Genomic DNA, 22,893 nt, shown 5'->3' with positions numbered 1-22,893 from the left:
CCAATAAAAACTATAAAGATGAACAAACCAATTTTAAAATCATTTTTCCTTTTACTAATAGGAATACTATCATTTAATTTAAATGCGCAAGACCAACAAATATGGCATTCCCGTAAGACGATTGTAATACAAGCAGATGTAAGAGGAGAAGGTAGTGACTATAAGGGGGTTCAACTGTTTTCATATAATCAAATGTTAGCTAATTTTAATCGAAAATATACAAGGTTTTATAAGCCACTAGGCTGGGGGAATGTAGAGCCACAAGAAGCAATCCATTTGGAAAGACATAATATCCGTGTAGATGGTGGACAATATATGAGTAATGGACACATACGGTTATATCCAGATGTTGATAAAACTGGTGATGATGTTATTTCTTTCAAAAACAGTGAGGATCAGGTAATGGCCTGGCTTCAAGATGGCGTATTAAGATTAAACTTCGATAGTGCAGTTGAATCTTCAGGGAACCTTAGTATTTCTCCAGGTAAAGGAAATACTAATCAAGATGCTATTATTTTCAGAAATGGCCAAAATGATGAAATGGCCAAGCTCAAAGATGGCGTATTTAGATTGAACTCCAATGGTAGAATCGAATCTATAGGAGCGCTTAATATTTCTCCGGGTAAAAGTAGGGTTAACGAGGATGCTATTATTTTCAGAAACGGTCAAAATAATGAAATGGCCAAGCTTAAAGATGGCGTATTAAGATTAAACTTCGATAGTGCTATTGAATCCTCAGGGAATCTTAGTATTTCTCCAGGTAAAGGAAATGCTAATCAAGATGCTATTTCTTTCAAAAATGGCCAAAATAAGGAAATGGCTAGGCTTCAAGATGGTGTACTATCTCTAAACCAAGTTCGGTTGAATATAACCTCTTTTCCAGATTATGTTTTTAATAGCAAATATACTTTAATGCCACTGAATGAATTAGCTTCTTTTATAAAGAAACATAAACATTTACCAAAAATACCTTCTGAAAAAGAGGTTGTTGAGCAAGGGATGGATGTTGGTTTTATCAATACAATGTTAGTAGAAAAGGTAGAAGAATTAACACTGTATACAATTGCACAAGAAAAGCAAATAACCAAACAAAAAGAGCATACGATTGCACAACAAAGGCAAATAACCAAACAAAAAGAAGCTATCAAACTTTTAGCAGAACGTTTAACTCAAATAGAAAAGAGGTATGAAACTAACAAATAATTTTACAAATTGTTTTTGGACTACCTTAGTCTATTGCTTTTGCTGTTTTAATTCTTTTTTAGTTGCTCAAGAAACGAATCTTTACAGATTTATTTATGAAGGCCATAACGAAAAAATAAAAAAAGCTTTATGTCACAACACTAAAACAAATTTAGCTGAAATAAGTAAAGTATCTTCTAACGAGTTTAGCAGAGTAAAAGGCTATTTAGACGCTTTTATCTTGTATGGTGTACCAAATGAAAAAGGGCACGTTTTTATAACTTCTGCAAAAGCACCAGAATTCTTTCTAAAGGCAAACTCCAAAACGAACGAAGTCACCTTTGATAAAATTACAAAGAATTCAAACCTGGAATCTTTTAAATGGGAATTTGTACTGAATCGAGAAACTGATGGTAGTATTATTACCCTTCAAACCATCGTCAAAAATAAATTTGCCATCAAAAAAGAGAATGAACGTGCTATTATTGCAAATAGGCTTGGTGCTAAAGGTGCAGATAATCAAAAGTTTTCTTTTCGTTTAGAACAAATTGTTAATGTTTTTTAAAATAACTTATGAATATAAAAAGAAATCTCACCGTAGTTTACATGGTTTATTGCTTGCTACTCATAACTGTAACTGGAGTAGCACAGTCTAGACCCCCAGTACTAGTTTTATATGGAAATAACCAATATATAACTTATTTTGATACTCAAAATGATCTTACTACTCATTTGATAAATCAAGGTGTAGAAGATCAGGCAACCGTTGAATTCTGGGTTATGAAAGTTCATAATAAATCTTTAGCTTCCTATAAAAAAAGAGAAGGTAAATGGTTGTATTCTAATTTAAAAGAAGGTGAAAAGGAGTTTTCGTTAGCAGGAGAAAAAGGAATACTACAGTTAAAAATAGGCAATACATCAAAAGCCATTGTGTTAAGTAAAGATGAAAGCTTTTGGTATGATCAATGGCATCATATTGCCATAAGTTTTAAAGCTTCAAGTTTAAAATTGTATGTTGATGGAAATAGAAAAGCTGAACTTCCTTTCTTAAATAGCTCTTTTCAATTAGGAAACATGCTTTTTACAGAAACTCATGATAATCAATTGAATATTGCAGAATACAGAGGATGGAGCAAGCTTCGTACTGCTCAACAAATAAGAGAAAGCAGGTTGTTGACGTATTTTAATGAAAATCAAAATAATCTAGAGCGTTTGAACAGTAACGGTTTGGTAGTTGCTTATGCAGATGGAAATTTTGTTGAGAAACAAGCATCCATTTTACCAATGAAACAAATTAATTGGTATAATATAATTACGTCTGCTATTAATACGAGCATACCAAAAGCTGCAAAAGTAACTAGCTCAATAAAAGTTAAAGGAGAAAAAAACTTGATATTGGCTGAATTAAGAACCAATATTGATCATCCAATCTATAGTTTAAAAGATGTATTACTTCAAGCATCTGATGGGGATGGAGAAAATGCTGCAGGGAAAGCAATCATAAAATTAAGATGGCCCCATATTTTAGGAGCTAAGAGTTACATTATAAGTCGGAGGAATCTATCAGATTCCTTTAGTAATTTTACTTATTTAAAAACGCATAAACCAGCTTCTAACACAACCGTATCCTCTTACCTAAGTTTTGAAGATGGAGCAATTTTGCCAAACGAATTGTATGAATACCAAGTTGTCGCTGAGGGAGTTACTGATAGTAAACCAGGGTTAGATAACGGTTTTGTATTTGCAAACGGAGTGGTTAACGGTAAAATTGAAACACCTAAACATGTTGCTTCTCAAAATGTTCTTGTAACAGCGACCTCATTTCAAAAAGATCGTAAAATACCAGGAAACTCCTTACTCTTTTCCAAGAAAAGCACACCTATAATGTTCAATGAGGTTTCTTTATTCGAAGAATTAAATAACCAGGGAACTATCGAGTTTTGGTATAGAACTCCGAATACTAAATCAACTACTAACACTATTTTTAAGTTTAGCGAAATGGAGATTCGTATGACCGAAAAGGAAATTCAGTTGTTTTCAAAAGATTCTAAAACAGATAATAAATCAACTATTTACATGTCGGCTTCTAAGCCGAATGACACCAACTGGCATCATTATGCATTAACATTTGGTCCTGACGGTGGAGCTATCTTTATAGATGGAGGGAAAAAACAACCTACTAATAAAGAAAATCCTCTTACTTCGAATGGGGCTTCTCAAACCTCTTTCGAAGTAAGTTTAAATACAGTTTCTAGGTATTTTTTAAATAGCTCATTACAGAACCCTTATGAATTGGATGAGTTGAGAATATGGAAAGTAAAAAAGTCCGTTGAAGAAATTCATAAATATTGGAACATCATTTTAGGCGATAATGCGCTTCCAAACTTAGAAGCTTATTATCGATTTGATATTGGAGATAAACATAACATCTATAACCAAGCAGCACAAACCTTAGGCAGGTATAAAGGGGTTTCAACAAATGAAATATTATTACGTCCACAGCCGATAGTAAAGAAAGAAGAGGGAACTGGTTCAATTGATATTCCTATTGTTTATGGGGTATATACCAATCAAGAGGGAAGGTATAGGTTTACAAGCTTAAATTCTGGTCGTCAAAGTATCAAACACTCAAGTACCTATTTTGAGTATCGAATCATTCCATCGAAACCGAATAATGAATTTGTTCCAACCTCTAGAGTGAAAAATATTCCAAGGGAGTTGATTTTCAAAGAACCACTCTCTACTGATTTTACGAACAATTCATCATATGATATTTCTGGAAAAATTGTCTATGTAGTAAAAGGTCCCGAAGGGGATGTTGAATTTCCTACCATTAAAAATACAGGAATAAAATTAGATGGTTCAGAGGTAACTAGTACACAAGAAAGTTCTCTTGTAAGAACAAATAATGAAGGAATTTTTACAATTTCAGCTTCACCAGAAAAACATGTGATCTCTGTAGGGCAACCAAAGTTTGAGGATTTAAATATTGCGATTGATCGAGTAAGTTTAGATTTTAAAAATGATGGTTACGCAGAAATCAAAGAAAACGTATCTATTGAAGCTAATAAAGGATTTACATGGTCAGGTTTTATTAAACCAGATGTTGATATTCCTAGCACTGAAGGAAAATCACAAATACCAGAAATCCAAACGGTATTACAATGGGGAGATTTAAAATTAGAATTACACAATAATCAGCAATTACGATTGATTTCTGGAGAAAAAAAGCTCTTGTCTAAAAAGATAGAGGGGAATTCAGTATATACATTTTTCGCAATAACAAGAGATTCTTATAACCATGTTTTAGGTTTCTGGGTAAATGATGATTACCAGACAGTACCTTATTCTGATAAAAAGATAGATAGTAAGGTCTATTTAGGAGCTAGTTATAGTCCGGCTAAAGAAATGATAAACTACTCTTTAGCCAATTTGGATATCTTAGAGTTTCGAAATGCCCAATACACACCTAAAGAAATTAAAAAAATAAAAAATGGAGATATTTTAAGTAAAGATATAAGTCACTTAAAGCTTTCTTATAGTTTTGAACATAACATAGGCGCAAGAGCTGTAAATTTGGCAAGTCTTAAAAATCAAGAAAATAATTATATTTTTTTACATGAAGGAGCATTTTTTAATCAGGAATCAAGTTCACAGTACATAAGAAAATTTGATTTTGACTATGTAGCATTCCCAAGTAAGGAAAGTTCTGGTCTAATCAATCCAATAAATCAACAAGAATATTTATTTAATTTACTTGAACCAGTTGCTAATATAAATTTTGAAAATACTACCAGACGTTCATTTGTAGGGAATATTACCATTCCATGTGATAATAGTTTAGGAGATTGGACAGGTATAATTCAAAGAACAGATGTTTTATATCCTAAATACGAAAGATCGATAACAATCAACGATTTTAATCAAGAAAAGAATCTTTTTACAATTCATGATTTATTACCTGGTAAATATCGAGTTGAAATAAATAATGTGAGTAAAGGTGTTGCCATACAGTCTTCAATAATTGATTTACAAACTGGAAATAAAAGTTATGATTTTCCTTATCGAAATGATTTAAAAGTTGAATTAGTCCTTTATGATGTAAAACCAGAGGAATTAAAAGCAATGGAATCTTTTTCAGAATTAAAAACCAAAAAAATAAACCCAATATGTGGTAACGATAAAAATATTTATCAATTAGAAGCGGGGCAAAGTATTTTAGCCTCAGTATTTGTTTTCGAAGAGTATGAAGGAAGCGTATGCCCTGTGGAGGGAGCCAAAATTGACTTAAGTGGTGACATGATTTTTGCTTCAGCAAATGGAAAAACGGAGGTAAACGGAAAAAAATCTTTTTTAACCCTTGTAGGAAATCCAAATTTTATAGATGATTTTACAAGAAATTTATCTGTTTCAGTAAGTCATGAAAATCGAAATACAACACTGTCAAAAACAGCTTATATAACCGGAAGTCAAAGAGGAAATAAAGATTTTACATTAAAAGATCCTACCGTCGGTTTTATTCTTTATGATCCTCCAGGAGATGGTAGTTCTTCTACGCTGGCAAGAGGGGCAACATTTTCTTTTGGTAAGTCTGTTATTACAGGAACCGATGTAGTTACTTCAACATCAGTGACTACAGGGTCTGATGTTGAAGTTCAGATGCTTACTTTAGCACTTGCAGCACCTATGGGAGTTGGAGTGGGGACTGGGATTATAAACACAGTAGCATTACAAAAATCAAAGTTTAGAGGGAATATAAATGCAGATTTCAACTATAGGCATACTGGTCGAAATGGAACGAGTGTTTCTCTAGAACAAGCTATAAAAACATCTTCTTCATCAAGCATTACAGGAGAAGATGCTGATATTTTTATTGGGCTATCTAAAGTTTTAACATTTGGTACTGGAAAAACATTGATTATAGATGACAATTGCCAACCAAGAATTGATTACGAAAAAACGGTGGTGACGGCAGATGAGCTAACCCCTTTTGTTTATACTCGTCATGGTATAGAGGAGAATATTATTCCGGGTCTTCAGGTTCAGATATTAAAAAGACATGAAGAGTTGTTTCCTCCAAGTCAAGAAGAAGTTAATATAAGAAAATTACTTGATCTTAGATCCACCATAGATAGGCTTGATATTGATGTTAAATCGAAGAATACGGATAAAAGTATTGCCGATTATATGCATCAAGTCAAAAGGTGGCAAGAAATAATTAAAAGAAAAACAAGAGAAGAGAAACTAGATCATTTCCAAAATAACACAATTTCATTCACAGATACAACGTCTGATTTAGAGACAGTAGGAGAGGGTATGGGAACTTCTATCACTCAGTTAGATTCTCAAGTTTCTTTTAGCGGGGGAACTTCAACCACTTATACGTTAACGAGAAGTAATGAGTCAAGTACACAAAATTCAGGAGGTTCTCATATTGGAGGAGGAACAACCATTAACACTACAGCTAATATTGCAGGATTATCTTTCGGTTTTAAAACAGATATCAAAGCAATGGCAATTATTCAAGGTAGTGATGATACACAAAAAGGAAACTCTAGGGTTGATAGTTTTACCTTAACAGATAGTGATGTTGGAGACCATTTTAGTGTACGTATTAGAAGAGATAAGGTGTATGATACTCCTATATTTTTCACGGTAGGAGGAAAGAGTAAATGTCCTTTTGAGTCAGGGACGGTACCAAGAGAAGGTGTTGAAATCGTAGTTGACAATGCTGTTAAATATGGTGCAGGAGAGGAGTCTATTTTATATCATTTAACAGTTCGTAATACTCAGGTAGCTAGGGATAATACTTTTAAAAGTTACAATTTAAATATTAATGGGACTACCAATCAAAAAGGTGCACAGATATATGTTAATGGGCAACAATTGTTAAATGGTTTAAGTTATCCTGTAAGATTTCCTAATGATGAACACTCACCAGTAGGAGTTAAACAAGAAGAAAAGTTAATACTACAGATTACAAGAGGAATTGATGCACCAGAAGAAATCTCTTACGAAAATATTGATATTATGGTGTTGGCTTCATGCTATTCATTATATAATGATGATGAATATGAAGAAGTAGCGGTAAAACAATTTGATAAAGTTTCTTTAACCGCTCATTTTACAGGTAACTGTGTTGATGAAATAGAGCTAGATAAGCCTCTTGATAACTGGGTTGTTAATAATAAAAGTGATAACAAGTTAGAATTAAAATTTCGAATTTCAGAGGTGTTTAATAACCAGGTTGATGATACATTTTCGATTGTGCTAGAATACGCGATGTTAGGAAATAATAAACCGCATCAGTTAATAGAACTATCTTTAAAAGATTTAAAAGATCATATGGATACTCAAGGCAATATATCTTATAATGCCGACTTTTCGGGTTTACCAGATGGAGAATATAGTTTCAGAATAGTTCCTGTTTGTGGTAAATTTAATGATGGCTTGCCAGGTAGTAAAAAGAATCCAACAAGATTTATTGAAGGAGTAGTATCTACGGAACCACCATTAGTTATAAATACAAATCCTCAAAATGGAGGGGTATTGTCACAAGGAGATATTATGGCTGAATTTAATGAGCCTATTAATCCACATACAGCAGTAAATAGTAGTTTTTCTTTGAGAGGGATTTTTGCAGGAACAACGCAAGATTTAATATCAGCAGAGTTTGGAGAAGTAAATGATGAAGTCATAATTCCTCATCAGCCAGATTTTAATTTAGAGGATAATGCTGAGTTTACCATAGAAACATGGATTAACCCAAGTTCATTACCTAAGAGATTTCATACAGTACCTATTTTAAAAAAAGGGAGCAATTATAATGTATCATTAACCGGTGAAGGTAAAGTGGCAGTGAATGGTACTGTGTTGAGTACGGAAATATTACAACCATTTAATTGGACTCATTTAGCGATCGTTTATGATGGAAAAAAAACAATAACAATATACTATAATGGGGTTTCTGTTGGTTCTGGATCCATCACGAATTTGAAATTAAATGAAGAACCTATTGAAATAGCAAAAGCAGTCCGAGGAAATTCATTTATAGGAATACTAGATGAATTACGTATCTGGAAGGTAGCCCGTTCACCATCTGAAATTGTATCTAAGATGGACAAACAGTTAATAGGTAATGAATCAAATCTTGTTGCTTATTTTGTTTTTAATGATAATGCATTAGAAGGAACGAATGGTGCTCCAGATGAGGCTATTCGTGACTTTACTGGTAATGCTCATGGAACAACTCAAAAAGGTTTACGTTTTGTTAGAGGGATTAATAGAGCAGCTCCTCTAGATATTGGTAAAATTGTAAAGGATATACAATTTAAAGTTATTGTATCAGATAATGATACGAAGGTTCACTTATTACCCACATTTGAAGCTAATTTTGTAGAGGGAGCTCAGATTACAGCTATGGTATTAAATAAAAGATTAGAAGACCCTTATGAAAATAAAATAGCAGGGAAATCGTGGTCATTTGTAGTGAATAAAAACACCATCCATTGGAGTCAAAATAATTTGAGTATTTATCAAGAACAAGGTAAAGGAACTAAAATTTCATTTGTAGATTTAAATAATTCTAAGGGAGGAACTGCTGTAAAATATCGATTTAAACAATTGCCATCGTGGCTTACAGTTGCTAAAAGAGGAGTTGCTGTTGAGGAGAATAATTATCAAAGTTTAGCAGCTGGATTTGTAGAACGAGAGCTAGACTTTATGATAGCGCCACATTTAAATCCTGGTATTCATAGTACAGATATTTATATTGAAGTTTTCCAAATAGAGGAGAACAAAGAAAGTCCAATTGGTATAGAGGCTTTTCATTTAGAGGTAAATGTAACTTGCCCTGCTCCTAATTTTGAAGATAGTTTTAATGTTAATGATTATTATGGTGAGATGACTATTACAGGAAACTTATTTTTTGATCAAGAAAAATCTGCAGATACTCGAGATATTATTATAGCCTACATTAATGGAGAGTATAGAGGTCAAGCTAATGTAGGGGCTAACGGTCTTGTAAATTTAAGCATTTCTGGTAATCCATCAGAATTTGGAGCACTTAGTTTTAGTGTTTGGGATGCGTCAGAATGCATGGAGTATAAGCAGATTAAGGAAAAATATTCATATAGCTATAGAAGTAGTATTGGTACAATTACTAGACCAGTTCGATTTACAGTAGGAAAACGAATCGCTAGAAGAATTGTGCTAGTTAAGGGGTATCAAGAGTTGAGTTTTAATGTTAGAGATAATGATTCAGGTATGAAACTATCACTAAGCTCAATAAAAGGACTAGAGATGGGAGATGAGATACGGAATATAGAAAGTGCTAGTCTAATAGCCCGTGTTGCGCGAGATGGTTCATTTATAACTACTTCAGAAAGAATAAAATTCTTAGATGTAAGAAAAGCATATCTTATAAATTCTTCTTCGTCAAAATTGGTGAGTGTTGAAGGAGTATTGGTACCCTTAGAAACGAATATAAAAATAGAGGGCAATCATAAGGAAGTAGGGATACCATATTTTCCTAATGATCTACGAACGATACCCGTTGCGTTACGTTCTTTAAATGCAAAAATGGTCAGTATTGGAGATAGAATAAAAAGAAGAGGTTATTATGCAGAGTATACAAAGGAAGGATGGCAAGGCAATTTGACTCATCTTACACCTGGTTTAGGTTATCTGTATAAAGCAGCGAAAGAAGGAATACTAAATTACGCAGGTATTTCTAATAGAGCAATTCTAAGTATTGGAGAAGAACCTCTAGATATTTCTGAAGATTATATAAGAGAAGCAACCAAGATAAATTGGGAAGTTGATAGAAGTATCTATTTGAATTTCATGTATTTGACCGCAAAAATTGAGTCAGTTGATATTGATGTAAATAAGGATTACACTATCGGAGCTTTTGTTAATGGAGAAGTTCGAGGCATAGCAAAGCCTTTGCTTATTGATGGGGAATATAAATATTTCATGGGTATTGGAGGAAATGAAGGAGAGGCTGTAAGTTTTAAACTATATGATGGCAAAAAGATAGTTGATTTAGATAACCATCTGCCATTCATTAAGAAAGAATCTTTAGGAAATGTTGAATCACCCTATACTCTATTGTATTCAAAAAAGCTTACAGGGTCTGTACTTGAAGATAAAGACTATATTTTAGAACAAAATATAGATAATCAGACAAAGGGCTATGGTACACTAGTTTTTCAGGTTCCAATAGATCAGTTTGTAGAGGTTAGTATATACAATGTTGTTGGTCAAAAAATACAAACATTATTTTCTAAAAGAGCAAAAGGAAAAATTAAACATTCACTGAAGTTAAGAATGGATAACTTGAACCTTTCGTTTAGGTCTGGTGTTTACTTTTTTAGATTAGAAACAAAGAATAAAATGGTTACTAGAAAAATGATTATTGAATAGGAAAAGGGGGATTTCCCCCTTTTTATTAAAACTTTTCGAAAACACCGAGTCCAAAAAGTGCAAAATCATATTTTACAGGATCATTTTTATCAAAGTCTCTTAATACAGCATCTAGTTCAATTAAAGCTTTCCAATCATTTTGCTTACGTTTTAAAATTCCTATTTTACGAGCGATATTACCTGAGTGAACGTCCAAAGGGCAATGCAAATTTGCAGAGGAGTGGGATTTCCAAATTCCTAAATCTACTCCAGTTTTATCATTTCTTACCATCCAACGTAGAAACATGTTAATACGTTTTGATGCTGAATTTTTTAAAGGATCTGAAACATGTTTTTGAGTTCTTTTTTGATGTGGAATTTCAAAAAAAATTTTTTTAAAGTTATGAATAGCTAATTTGTAATTATCACTTCCATTTTTTGGTTGCAATACAAATTCTAAACTTTTGTGATTGTTATATATATTTTTTAGGGATTGTATGAAAAAAGTTATGTCTATACTGTTAAATGTTCTATGAACAAAGCCCTCGAAGCGGTCTAAATCTTTTGAGTTATGGTGCATTATAAAGTCATATGGAGAATTCCCCATATGATCGATTATTTTTTTAGCATTTTTTATAATCATTTTTCTATTTCCCCAAGCAATGGTAGCAGCTAAAAAACCTGATATTTCTTGATCTTCTTTTTTAGTGAATTGATGAGGTATTTGTATTGGATCACTTTCAATAAAGCTAACATTATTGTAGGTATTTACTTTATCATCTAAAAAATTTTTAAGGTCTTCTTTTTTCATTAAAAAATAATTGTTGAGATAATATTAATAGTTAAGAATAAGTGTTTTTTGATATTAGTAAATTAGTAAGCTTTTCAACGCCACATGTACTTTTAAATTTTTACATGCAACTAATAAATTTGTTAGTTTGATAGCAAAAATATTAGACAATAAAAAGCTTTTATTAGGAATTGGTATTAAACAATAATACCATCTTTCATAACTAATTTTCTATCAGCCATAGTAGCCAACTCATTATTATGGGTAACAATAACAAATGTTTGGCCAAAAGAATCTCTGAGTTTAAAAAAAAGTTCGTGCAGATTTTTAGCCGAGTTTGAGTCTAGATTTCCACTAGGCTCATCAGCTAAAATTACAGCAGGATCATTTATTAGAGCTCTGGCAACAGCAACTCTTTGTTGTTCGCCTCCTGACAGCTCACTCGGTTTATGGTTTTCTCGATGCGATAAGCCCAAAAAGCTGAGCAATTCTTTTGCTTTTTTTTCTGTTTCTACTTTTCCTTTTTTGGCAATAAAAGCAGGAATACAAATATTTTCTAAGGCTGTAAATTCTGGAAGTAATTGGTGAAATTGAAATATAAATCCAATATGTTTGTTTCTAAAAAGTGAAATTTCTTTATCGTTTAAATTTTTAACTGATTTTCCATTAATAATTAGTGAAAAATCTTTCTTTTTATCAGGTGAATCTAGCGTGCCAAGGATTTGGAGGAGTGTTGTTTTTCCTGCTCCAGATGGACCAACAATAGCAATGACCTCACTTTTATTTATTTGTAGATTAACTCCCTTTAGGATTTCAACACTATCGTAACTTTTATGAATATTTTCTGCACTAATCATGATAAAATCTTATTGGACGAATGTATAAAAAAGAAAAGAAATATACTTTAATAAGTTAGAATATCTACATTAAAAGTTACTAGAACACATTTCTTAGATTATTATAATCTAAGAAATAAACAAACCTTAAAGAAAAGGTATGTTGAATGTTTTCTTTAAAAAGTCTACTTAGATTATCCATAAAACTAATACTTGCCGGAGCAAAATCATCATCAGGATTAATTGAATTTCTATAAAATGCAATTAATTGACTTCCTGGAGCAAATTGCCAAACAAAATTTAAATCAATGTTCCAGCTATTAAAATTCCGATCGTGATTTTCATTATAAATATTTCTATGTAAACTTCCATTATTTGTATCTAAAGAGTAAAATTTAGAGTATGGAACTTTACTCCAATTGTGTCTAAAACTCAAAGAAAGAGAGGCAAGTGAGTTGAAACTATATTTACCTGTTATAGTGTTGTTGTATGTTGTCCAGTTTCTTTCTCCAAAAATAATTTTATCTTTAAGAGAAGTATATTGTGGATTATTTTTTATGTACTCTTCTTTAATTTTTTTAACATACCCTTGGTCGTTGTTTACATGCCTAAAACGCAATCCATACCTTAAAGAGAAACGATTGTTAAAACGATACCGTGGTGTAAATCTAAAGCCATAACGCTCTTTTGGATTGTTATCATAAAAATCATAAAACCATCTGTAATCAATGGCCATTTTTTTGCGATAGTCAGTAGATCCCCAATGAAAAAACTTAATCCTTTGAGGAGAGTTAAAATAAATACCACTACTAGTACCTTGCCTTGGCTCAAAAAAATCTTTCCTTTCTGACCGAAAATTAAAGCCTCCTCCGAAATAGAATCTTTTTCTTGTTTCTGACCAAAAATTTAATCCTAAGTTTGAATGGGTATAAGTTCCTGGATTGTGCAAGAAATTTAATCTGTGATAAAAAGAAACCTGATAATCATTAAAAATACCCTTAGGTTGCAAAAGCCTATATGATAACGAGCTATAGATAGTTTGCTCATTATTATTAAAGAGAATGCCAAGATCATTAGAGTCAAAATCTTTGTTTTTGAAGTTGTAACCTAATTCAGCTCTCCAATTCCCTGCATGTTTGCCAATACTAGTATCAAAAGTATATCCAGAACTAGATTTTGTTTCATCGTCTGAAATATGACTCATTTTAAATGAGCCATCAATATTGTAAGTACTTTTTTTATCTTCTATATGCCATAAAACTCCCGATGTATTAGCGTCTCTAAATTCACCAAGTCTGGTAACATTTGTATTAATTAGTGTAATTGATGAATTTTGGTTAAACTGTTGATCTAAAACAACTATGTTGTAGTTTGCAAGAGGATTTACGGTTACTTTTCTTGTTTTATTTGTTATTGTATCTTTTATAATGGCTTCGGTTTTATCTGTAATCGCATTAAAAAAACCGATACCGAGTCCATTTTTTGTCCGTCCTGAAATTTTAATAGCATTTAGCATATCTACTTTTTCAGGAATTTCGACAACTTCCTCGTTAGTATTTATCTGGTCTTTTACCCTAAACTGATCGATTGGTTTAGAACCAATGCGTCTTGAGTAAAAGAGATCTCCTTTAGTGAAAAGCTCAGTACCCTCGCTAAAAAATTGTCTTTGTTCAACAAATTCTTGTTCAAAGGGACTAAGGTTTAAGATAACGTTATCAAATGCAGCTTGACTAAAGTCAGGAATTAGAGTTGCGTCAAGTGTAAAGTTTTCTGTAATACCATATTTAATATCCATTCCTACACTCCAATCAAAATTAGTATCTTTTTTATCAACCACAACATTTGATGATGCATATGGGTAAAATAATAAGCGTTTGGGAGGTTTCAGGTTTTTTAAATTTTCAAGTAAACCATCGTACTGTGTCCAAGTACCTATTTTATTATTGATGAAATTCCATGTAAACTGGGCATTTAAGTTTTGTACCCTCCTGTGAAAATTGACACCCCATGTCTGTACTTTTTCATTCGCAAATCTTAAGGCTCGATATGGAATTTTCATCTCAAGAATCCAAGCATTTTTGGTAAATCGTATACTACTTTCCCAAACGGCATTCCAATTTAAGTCTTCATTTCCATTGGATATTTTGGCATCAGATTGAACACCAGAGCTACTTACTGAAAATTGAAAAGGATTTTGACCATCATCATTAGGATTTATTGTAACCATAAAAAAATCTGCATTTCCATTATCATCTCTATTTGTAAATTCTGCGGGAATTTTGGATGGATTTGGATCTTCCATTACGGCCCTAATATAAATGGCTGCATCGTCATAAACTAATTTTACTTTTGTTCTGTGAGTTTTTGGTTCGGGCTGTCCATTGTTAGGACGCATCATGAAAAAATCACCTACTTCTTTAGTGTTTTTCCATGCATCGTCATTAATTATACCATCTATTTTGGGAGCTTTGACTATTCTTGTGGCTGAAATTTTTTTACGATTTGTATTTGGGGATTGCGATACTATTATTTGGGGGAGTATTAAAAGTACAGGAAAGAAAAAGAAAATATTTTTATGCATTTTCGAAAGAGTATAATGGGCAGCTAAGGTATTAATGCAATTTTCCATGGGTTCACAAAATGTTGTTAATTAAGCTAAAGACATGTTAAATTTCCAAATGTTACAATTTAGTAATAACTTTATGCAAGTTCGAGTGAGGCGGTCAGATTGAGATTTTGTTACGTTATTTAAATTAAATAATTATTTTTTATAAAATACAAATTGAATTTGTATTTTTGTTCGACTTTAAAAAACATTCTTATCCAATGAACTTACACGAATATCAAGGTAAAGAAATTTTAAGCAGTTTTGGCGTTCGCACGCAGCGCGGAATTGTAGCAAATACTCCAGAAGAGGCTGTTGAAGCGGCAAAAAAATTGACGGAAGAAACAGGAACAAGCTGGCACGTAATAAAGGCTCAAATTCACGCAGGAGGCCGTGGAAAAGGAGGGGGAGTCAAGTTAGCTAAAAGTTTAGATGATGTAAAAAATATTTCAAATGATATTTTAGGAATGATGTTAATTACCCCTCAAACACCAGCTGAAGGAAAATTAGTAAATCAGGTATTAGTTGCTGAAGATGTTTATTATCCGGGAGAAAGTGAGCCAAGTGAGTTCTATGTGTCGGTATTATTGAATCGAGCAACAGGAAAGAATATGATCATGTATTCTACCGAGGGAGGAATGGATATTGAAGCAGTGGCCGAAGAAACTCCTCATCTTATATTTACTGAAGAAATAGATCCAGCTACAGGATTGTTACCTTTTCAAGCTCGTAAAATAGCTTTTAATTTAGGTCTTTCAGGTGTTGCATTTAAAGATATGACTAAATTTGTAACAGCATTATATACTGCATACGTAAAGTCGGATTCGTCTTTGTTTGAAATTAACCCTGTTTTAAAAACGTCTGATAATAAGATATTAGCAGTTGATGCTAAAGTTGCATTAGATGATAATTCGTTATATCGTCATAAAGATTATGCTGAGATGCGTGATTTACGTGAAGAAAACCCGATTGAAGTTGAAGCAAATGCAGCAGGATTAAATTATGTCGATCTTGATGGTAATGTGGGGTGTATGGTGAATGGTGCTGGTTTAGCAATGGGAACTATGGATTTAATTAAACAAGCAGGTGGAGAACCAGCGAATTTTTTAGATGTAGGTGGTACAGCTGATGCTCAACGTGTTGAAACGGCTTTTGGTATTATTTTAAAAGATCCAAATGTAAAGGCAATATTGGTGAATATATTTGGAGGTATTGTTCGTTGTGATCGTGTTGCTCAAGGTGTTGTTGATGCATATAAAAATATGGGAGATAAAATCAATGTACCAATCATTTGCCGTTTACAAGGAACGAATGCTAAGGAAGCAAAGGAATTAATTGACGGAAGTGGAATGGAAATTATCTCAGCAACAGAATTTCAAGAAGCTGCAGATAAAGTTCAGGAGGTACTTCAAGTAAAGGCTTAAAGGTTTTAGTTGATGATTCTTAGTTAAATATAAAAAAATCCCTTTAATAAAAAAGGGATTTTTTATTTTAGTTTTTCTTTTAAAATATTTATTTCATCTCGTAATTTGGCTGCATTAATAAAATCTAATGTTTTAGCAGCTTCTTCCATTAGCTTACGAGTAGAGCGAATGCGTTTTTCGATTTCTTCTTTAGGCAGATAATCTAAGTCTTGCTCAGCAACTTTCTGAGTTGCATTTTCGTAATGATAAGAGGTTGTTGTTTTTTTTGATAAAGTATTGTCTATCTTTTTATTTATTTGTTTTGGTGTAATGTTATTTTTTTCGTTAAATCGAATTTGTTTTTCCCTTCTTCTAGTCGTTTCATCAATTGTCATTTGCATACTATTGGTTATTTTATCAGCATACATAATGGCTTTTCCATTAACATTTCTAGCGGCCCTGCCTACAGTTTGAGTTAACGATCGATGGCTTCTCAAAAAGCCTTCTTTATCTGCATCTAAGATAGCCACTAATGAAACTTCTGGTAAATCGAGTCCTTCACGAAGAAGGTTTACACCAATAAGGACGTCGAAGAGCCCTTTTCTTAGGTCTTGCATAATTTCAACTCTTTCTAAGGTGTCTACATCTGAATGAATATAGCGACAGCGTATTTGAATTCTAGTCAGATATTTAGCCAATTCTTCGGCCATTCTTTTTGTTAGAGTAGTAACTAAAGTACGTTCGTCTTTTTCGACTCGAATTTGAATTTCCTCAATTAAATCATCAATTTGGTTTTGACTAGGGCGTATTTCAATTTCAGGATCTAAAAGTCCAGTTGGACGTATGACCTGTTCCACGAATAGCCCTTCGGTTTTTTGTAATTCATAATCGGCAGGTGTTGCAGAAACATAAATTACTTGATTTTGTAGTACTTCAAATTCTTCAAATTTTAAAGGTCTATTATCCATTGCAGCAGGCAGTCTAAAGCCATAATCTACTAAGTTTTCTTTCCTGCTTCTATCACCACCATACATGGCATGAACTTGCGGTACTGTAACATGACTTTCGTCAATAACCATTAAATAGTCCTCTGGAAAGTAGTCCAACAAACAGAATGGCCTTGTTCCTGCTTTCCTGCCATCTAAATAACGCGAATAGTTTTCGATTCCAGAACAATAGCCCAATTCACGAATCATTTCTAAATCAAATTCAGTACGTTCTTTTAAGCGTTTTGCTTCGAGATGTTTTCCTATTTCATTAAAGTATTCGTACTGTTTCACCAAATCATCTTGAATCTGATGAATTGCATTTTGTAATACATCGGGTGAGGTTACAAATAAATTAGCTGGATAGATATTTAATTGATCAAGTCTTGCATTTGTCTCATTAGTTTCGATATCAAAAGTTTCTATTTCTTCTATTTCGTCTCCGAAAAAATGAATTCTATATCCATTATCTCCATAGGATGGGTAAATTGTTATTACATCTCCTTTTACCTTAAAAGTTCCACTTTTTATTTCAACTTCTGTTCTAGCATATAGACTAGTAACTAACTGATGAAGAAATTTTGTTCTCGAAATCTGTTGATCAGTTTCAATAGTAATAACATTTTTTTTGAATTCAATAGGATTTCCAATACCATACAGACAAGAGACGGAAGCAACTACTAAGACATCTCTTCGACCTGATAATAGAGAAGAAGACGTGCTAATTCTAAGCCGTTCTATTTCGTCATTAATGGAAAGATCTTTTTCTATATAGGTTCCTGTAACTGGAATATATGCTTCAGGTTGATAATAATCGTAATAAGAGACAAAATACTCAACAGCATTTTCAGGAAAAAATTGCTTAAACTCAGAATATAATTGGGCAGCTAGGGTTTTATTATGAGCTAGAACCAAGGTAGGTCTATTTACTTCTGCAACAACATTAGCAATAGAAAAAGTTTTTCCTGATCCTGTAACTCCTAGTAGAGTTTGATATTTTTCATTGTTAACGATTCCACCAACTAATTGCTTTATTGCTTGTGGTTGATCTCCTGTAGGATTAAAATCTGATTGTAAATCGAAATTCATACAACAAAAATAAGGATAGTTTTCCTGGGAAACTACCTTATTTCCTTAATAAAGAAAAATGACCATTATGAAAATAATTCTTTCCACTCTTATCTATTAAATTAATTTTAAACCAATAATCGTCTGAGGGAAGTTCTTTTCCATTCGAAGTTCCGTCCCATCCACTGTTTTTCAGGTTGGTTGATGCAATAAATTTTCCGTATCTATCAAAAATATAAACGGTTACTGACGAATAAAATTCATAACTAATTCCCTTAATTTTCCATGTGTCATTGAATCCATCATTATTTGGAGTTAGAAATTTTTGGTACTCAATAACGGGTATGGATAATTTTGCATCTGGAATACAACCATTTTTATCATTAGCAATTAAGGTGTAGATTCCACCTGAAATATCGCGAAATAAAGGTTCTTCTTGAAAAGGTGTTTGGTTTCCATTTTCATCTATTAAAGAGAATTGATAGATACCTACACCTAAGTTATTGTTTTTAGTAATTACTTTAACAGCATAGGTGTTTAACCCATTGTTATTTGTGTCATCAATGACGATTACATCATCTTTTTCTAGAATAGGATTTATTGATTCATTTACGGTAATTTCTTTTACTCTCTGACAATTTGTTCCGTCTTTAGTGGTAGCAGTTACTACATAAGTTCCACCTTGTAATACATCGAGAAAAGAAGTGGTGCTTAAGGATGTATTATTTCCTTTGCGCGTCCAGTTATAATCGTAAACCGCATTAGGGTTTAAGGCTTCTAAACGGGTTTGTGGATTGTTAAGACAAACAATGGTTGGTGTTTCGATATCAAATTCTGGTAATGGATTGATAATGATATTGAAGGTCAAATTATCATTTACACAATTGGTTTGGTTATTTTGAACCCGTACAAAGATAGTTTGATTATTCGCTGTATTCTGATAGGTGTTCGTGTTTATAGGATTACTATTTGCTTGGGCATCTGCTAATGTTTCATGAAAAGTAACCGTAAACCTATTGTGATCCGTAGTCGAGTAGTTTATTAGTATCTCTGGAATTTTATTAATTAAACTAATATCGCCGTTTATGCCATTTGTGTCATCATTGTTACTATCGCTAGTGTTATCACAATCTACATAATTGTTGATGTTTATAGGTATGTTTGGTTCAGGATGAATTACAAGTTGCAGTGTAGCTATACCATATCTACAGCCTGTATTTGTGTTTTCGATCCCAATATATATAATTTCATTAGCAGGATCATCGCCGACCATGTTAGCTGGAAAGTTTGTTGTTAATGGATCGTTAGCATAATTGGTTTTAGATAACGGACTTACATTATCAATAGCATCTTGCAGTGTTTTATGATAGCTCACTAGGAATATATTAGGATCTCTTCCATCTAGTACGTCAGCATCTTTATCGCCTAAAGAAATATTTTGAGCGAGTCTATTTCTAGGGTCACTATCTATGCTGTTATGAACATCGCATACTTCTAAGTCAGGAATAGGGTTAGCAATAGTAGGCAATGGATGTATGATAATATCAAATTTTACTTTTGCATTGAAACACCCCGTAGTTTTATTTACCACTCGTACATATATAGTTTGTAAGTCTCTTATTGTGTTTGTGAAGTTACTAGGATTAGCGATAGGAGCGCTACCGGAATTGGCATCTGCTTCATTTCGATGGAAAGAAACATCATAATTCATTGGAGATAGTGAGCCAAGTATTGTACTTATTTGGGTGTTGAGATTAATATTAATATTGATTCCATCGTCAAAATTTCCGCTATCAAAATCGTCACAAAATTCTAGATTATTAGTTGGATTAATATCTGGAACAGGGTCTATATTTAAAGAGATGTGTGGTCCAAAACCAAGGCAATCATTATCTAAAGTATTATCTACGCGGACATAGATAGTTTGGGTATTAGGATAGCCAATATTTCTATAGTTGGTAATATCATTAATAGCATTTATCTCAGCAGCTGCATCCGCTTCATTACGATAATAGGTAACATCTATTTGTTGTCCTACCGCCGTAAATAGATTTCGGATTTCACTGTCAACAGAACTAAAATCAAACGAACTAATACCATCGGTATTATCATTATTAACATTGTTATTTCCATCGCTATCTAATAAGTCATCACAGTTATTAAAAGTTCTTAAAAAGCTAGCTGGAATTCCTGTTGTAGAAACGGTCAAATTAATTTGAGCTATTCTTTCACATCCATTGGTATTTGTTACTGTTGCCCAAACCGTATCTTTAGTTACTGTTCTATTCTGAAATACCAAAGGGTTTACAATAGGAGATGTATTATTTTGCGCATCTGCTAACGATCCATAATAGACAAAAGTTTCGTTTAGGTAGTCTGCAGAGATATCTGTTCTGGCTTCTTCTAGATTAAAATCGGCAAAAGCATCAGTATCATTATCACACTGTTTTAATTCGACCACAGCATTAATAATAGGAAGTTTTAATATGGTTAAATTAAAAGATATCGAAGATTCATTACATAGTGCATTTGCATTATTTTCAACTCTAACATAAATAGTTTGCGAGTCAGCTGTCTCGTTTCTATAAGGGATAGTTTTGTCAATTACATCGGTAAATTGGTCTGTTTGAGCACCAATGAGTGACTTGTGATAAGTTACCGTATACAGGTTTGGATCTAACAAACCTAAAATTTCTGAGTCTTTCGTACTTAGTAGGAAATTGTTATAAAAACCATCTGTATCTCCACCATTATTCAAATCGTCACAAACTTCATAGTTTTTAGGGTTTTTTATTATAGGTCTTCTGGTTACACTAAGATTAAATGTCCTAATATCATAACAGGCATTTGGTGCGCTAATATTATGAATTCTTGCATATATTGTTTGGTTACTAAAAGCTGTCTGGTTTGTGTATTCATTTGCTAAAGCGTTCGTATTATTATTCGCATCAGTTGGGTTTAAAAAATAAACAACTTCAAAAATTGCATTACTTTGCCCATTTAAAACCTGAGGAGTTATTTCTGCTTGTAAATCAAAAGTATTAAACCCATCGTTATCAAGATCACAAAAATTAATATCGTAAGGTTGTGAAGCAATTGTCGCTTGATAAATTTCAATATTAAATACACCTTCTTTTTCTATAAAATTACCACAATTATCTGTATGACTAACAGTTAGTCTGTATTTGCCGGCATCATTTTGAGTTAAAGAATTTAAACTAAGTTGCAGGCTATTGGAGAGAATAGATGTTGTAGTACCATTATCAAAAGTCCATTTGTAAAAAACGTTTTTGCCGATAACAGGGTCTGGTGAGATTATTTTAGAATCACCAATGCAGAGCTTGAGATTTTCGTCGTTAATTGTTAAACCAGTTTCTTTATCTTTAATTTCTATAGGAAGTAGTAGTGATGAGATGAAAGGGGGGAGGCCTTGAGTTGATTTTTTACCATTTAAATCAACAGCATCAATTGTAAATATAATATCATCGGCATTTGAGTCTGGATTTTCAATAACATCAAGATGTGTAGCAAAACCAGCAGGAGTACTGTAAGTTTGAGGTATAGTAGCATATATCTTTCCGTCGGGTCCTAACTGAAGAGCGCCCCTAAAACCATTTTGCTCATGGATTAGTCTCTTTGATGCAGGAATATTGCTATTGGATAGGTCGTATTGAAATAGTTTATAAATACTTGGAAAATTAATATCATTTGTAAAAGAGGACGTTGATGAAATATAAAGTTTTTGCGAATTTCTAGAAAATTCAACTCCGTAGGGTTCACCGTCATTGAAACTATTTAATAGCTGTCCGTCATTACTAACTTTCCCAGTAGCATTATCAAAGGAAAATAACACAGACTGATTATTGCCTTGATTTGCAATAGCTAATTTTTTACCGTCAGGAGATAGTTTTAAGTAGCCTCGTCTGTATAAAGGGATACTAACATTTGATATTACAGGTGATAGGTCAATTCCTGTTTCGGTAATTTTATAAGCGTAAAACTGAGTGTTTGTAGATGAGACTATCCAAAAAGTATTGCATTCTGTTCCTCTTACTGCGGCAACTTTTTCTGTCCAATTTACCTGATGTCCATTTGAAAGACTTTTAAAGTATGTTCCTGAGCCATTTTCATCTACTAATTCACCAAGTCCAGAATTTAAAGACATATCAATGGTGTAAACATTAAAACCTTGTCCAGGCTCAATAATATTTCCATTAAGGTCATAAGCAGGACCATCATCTACAGTGAACAAATAATAAATACTGTTTGACTTAGGTTTTGGAATAATCATTCCGGACTGACTACTTGATGGATTTCCTTTTAGATCATTGGCAAGATTTCCATTTGAATAACGCATTATTGAGTGATTTTTATCCCATACAGTTATCCCATCAGAATAAAATAGTATTTTTCCGTTTGTATCTGAAAATGAAGAGCATCCCTCCAGAGTATTCAATGCACCGTTCGTTATACTACTTGGAGGATTTGTTTCGAAATTAATCCCAGCATTTTCACCGAAATACCAAATATTCGCTTCTTTTTGTCCATGAGTTAAAAATGGGACAAATGAAAATAATAACAGTAATTTTCTGATCATATATCAATTTAGGATTGAGTA

Annotated in this window: 9 protein-coding genes; 4 read left to right on the top strand and 5 right to left on the bottom strand. The window is 32.7% G+C overall.

Going from position 1 to position 22,893, the window contains the following annotated elements:
• Positions 1–18 precede the first annotated feature (18 nt).
• Genes AC2GW8_RS05385 through AC2GW8_RS05375 form a run of 3 tightly spaced genes read left to right on the top strand, consistent with a single transcriptional unit; the run spans position 19 to position 10,608 of the window.
• Complete coding sequence (locus AC2GW8_RS05385) at positions 19–1,203, top strand: hypothetical protein (RefSeq protein ID WP_440881756.1); 1,185 nt, start codon at positions 19–21, stop codon at positions 1,201–1,203.
• On the top strand, positions 1,187–1,747 hold the full coding sequence (locus AC2GW8_RS05380) for a hypothetical protein (protein WP_440881755.1): 561 nt from the start codon (positions 1,187–1,189) through the stop codon (positions 1,745–1,747). The genes AC2GW8_RS05385 and AC2GW8_RS05380 overlap by 17 nt, the downstream gene beginning before the upstream one ends.
• A gap of 8 nt (positions 1,748–1,755) precedes the next feature.
• Entirely contained in the window at positions 1,756–10,608 is an 8,853-nt protein-coding gene (locus AC2GW8_RS05375) for a LamG-like jellyroll fold domain-containing protein (RefSeq protein WP_440881754.1), read from the top strand.
• A 25-nt stretch (positions 10,609–10,633) separates the two neighbouring features.
• On the opposite strand, the gene AC2GW8_RS05370 is transcribed toward AC2GW8_RS05375, so the two are convergent.
• From AC2GW8_RS05370 to AC2GW8_RS05360, 3 genes are all read right to left on the bottom strand, one after another.
• A complete protein-coding gene (locus AC2GW8_RS05370; protein ID WP_440881753.1) occupies positions 10,634–11,398 on the bottom strand; it encodes a TIGR02757 family protein in 765 nt (254 codons plus the stop codon).
• A 176-nt stretch (positions 11,399–11,574) separates the two neighbouring features.
• Positions 11,575–12,234: an ABC transporter ATP-binding protein gene (locus AC2GW8_RS05365; protein WP_440881752.1), complete on the bottom strand. Its 660-nt coding sequence runs from the start codon at positions 12,232–12,234 to the stop codon at positions 11,575–11,577.
• A gap of 79 nt (positions 12,235–12,313) precedes the next feature.
• Positions 12,314–14,794 (bottom strand): DUF5916 domain-containing protein, encoded by a 2,481-nt coding sequence (locus AC2GW8_RS05360; RefSeq protein ID WP_440881751.1) that lies wholly within the window; start codon positions 14,792–14,794, stop codon positions 12,314–12,316.
• A gap of 245 nt (positions 14,795–15,039) precedes the next feature.
• Between AC2GW8_RS05360 and sucC the strand changes: the two genes are divergently transcribed.
• Complete coding sequence (sucC, locus tag AC2GW8_RS05355; RefSeq protein ID WP_440881750.1) at positions 15,040–16,242, top strand: ADP-forming succinate--CoA ligase subunit beta; 1,203 nt, start codon at positions 15,040–15,042, stop codon at positions 16,240–16,242.
• Between the two features lie 62 nt (positions 16,243–16,304).
• Here sucC and uvrB read toward each other — a convergent pair whose 3' ends face one another.
• Both uvrB and AC2GW8_RS05345 read right to left on the bottom strand, forming a co-directional pair.
• Positions 16,305–18,296, bottom strand: a complete 1,992-nt coding sequence (gene uvrB, locus AC2GW8_RS05350; protein ID WP_440881749.1) for an excinuclease ABC subunit UvrB — start codon at positions 18,294–18,296, stop codon at positions 16,305–16,307.
• A gap of 37 nt (positions 18,297–18,333) precedes the next feature.
• Positions 18,334–22,872 carry an FIDD domain-containing protein gene (locus AC2GW8_RS05345; protein ID WP_440881748.1) on the bottom strand — a complete coding sequence of 1,513 codons (4,539 nt, stop codon included), beginning with the start codon at positions 22,870–22,872 and terminating at the stop codon, positions 18,334–18,336.
• Positions 22,873–22,893 lie beyond the last annotated feature (21 nt).

This window comes from Tenacibaculum profundi, assembly GCF_057162725.1.
Note: the sequence above shows the minus strand (reverse complement) of the source record. Positions and strands in the feature narration are given on the sequence as shown.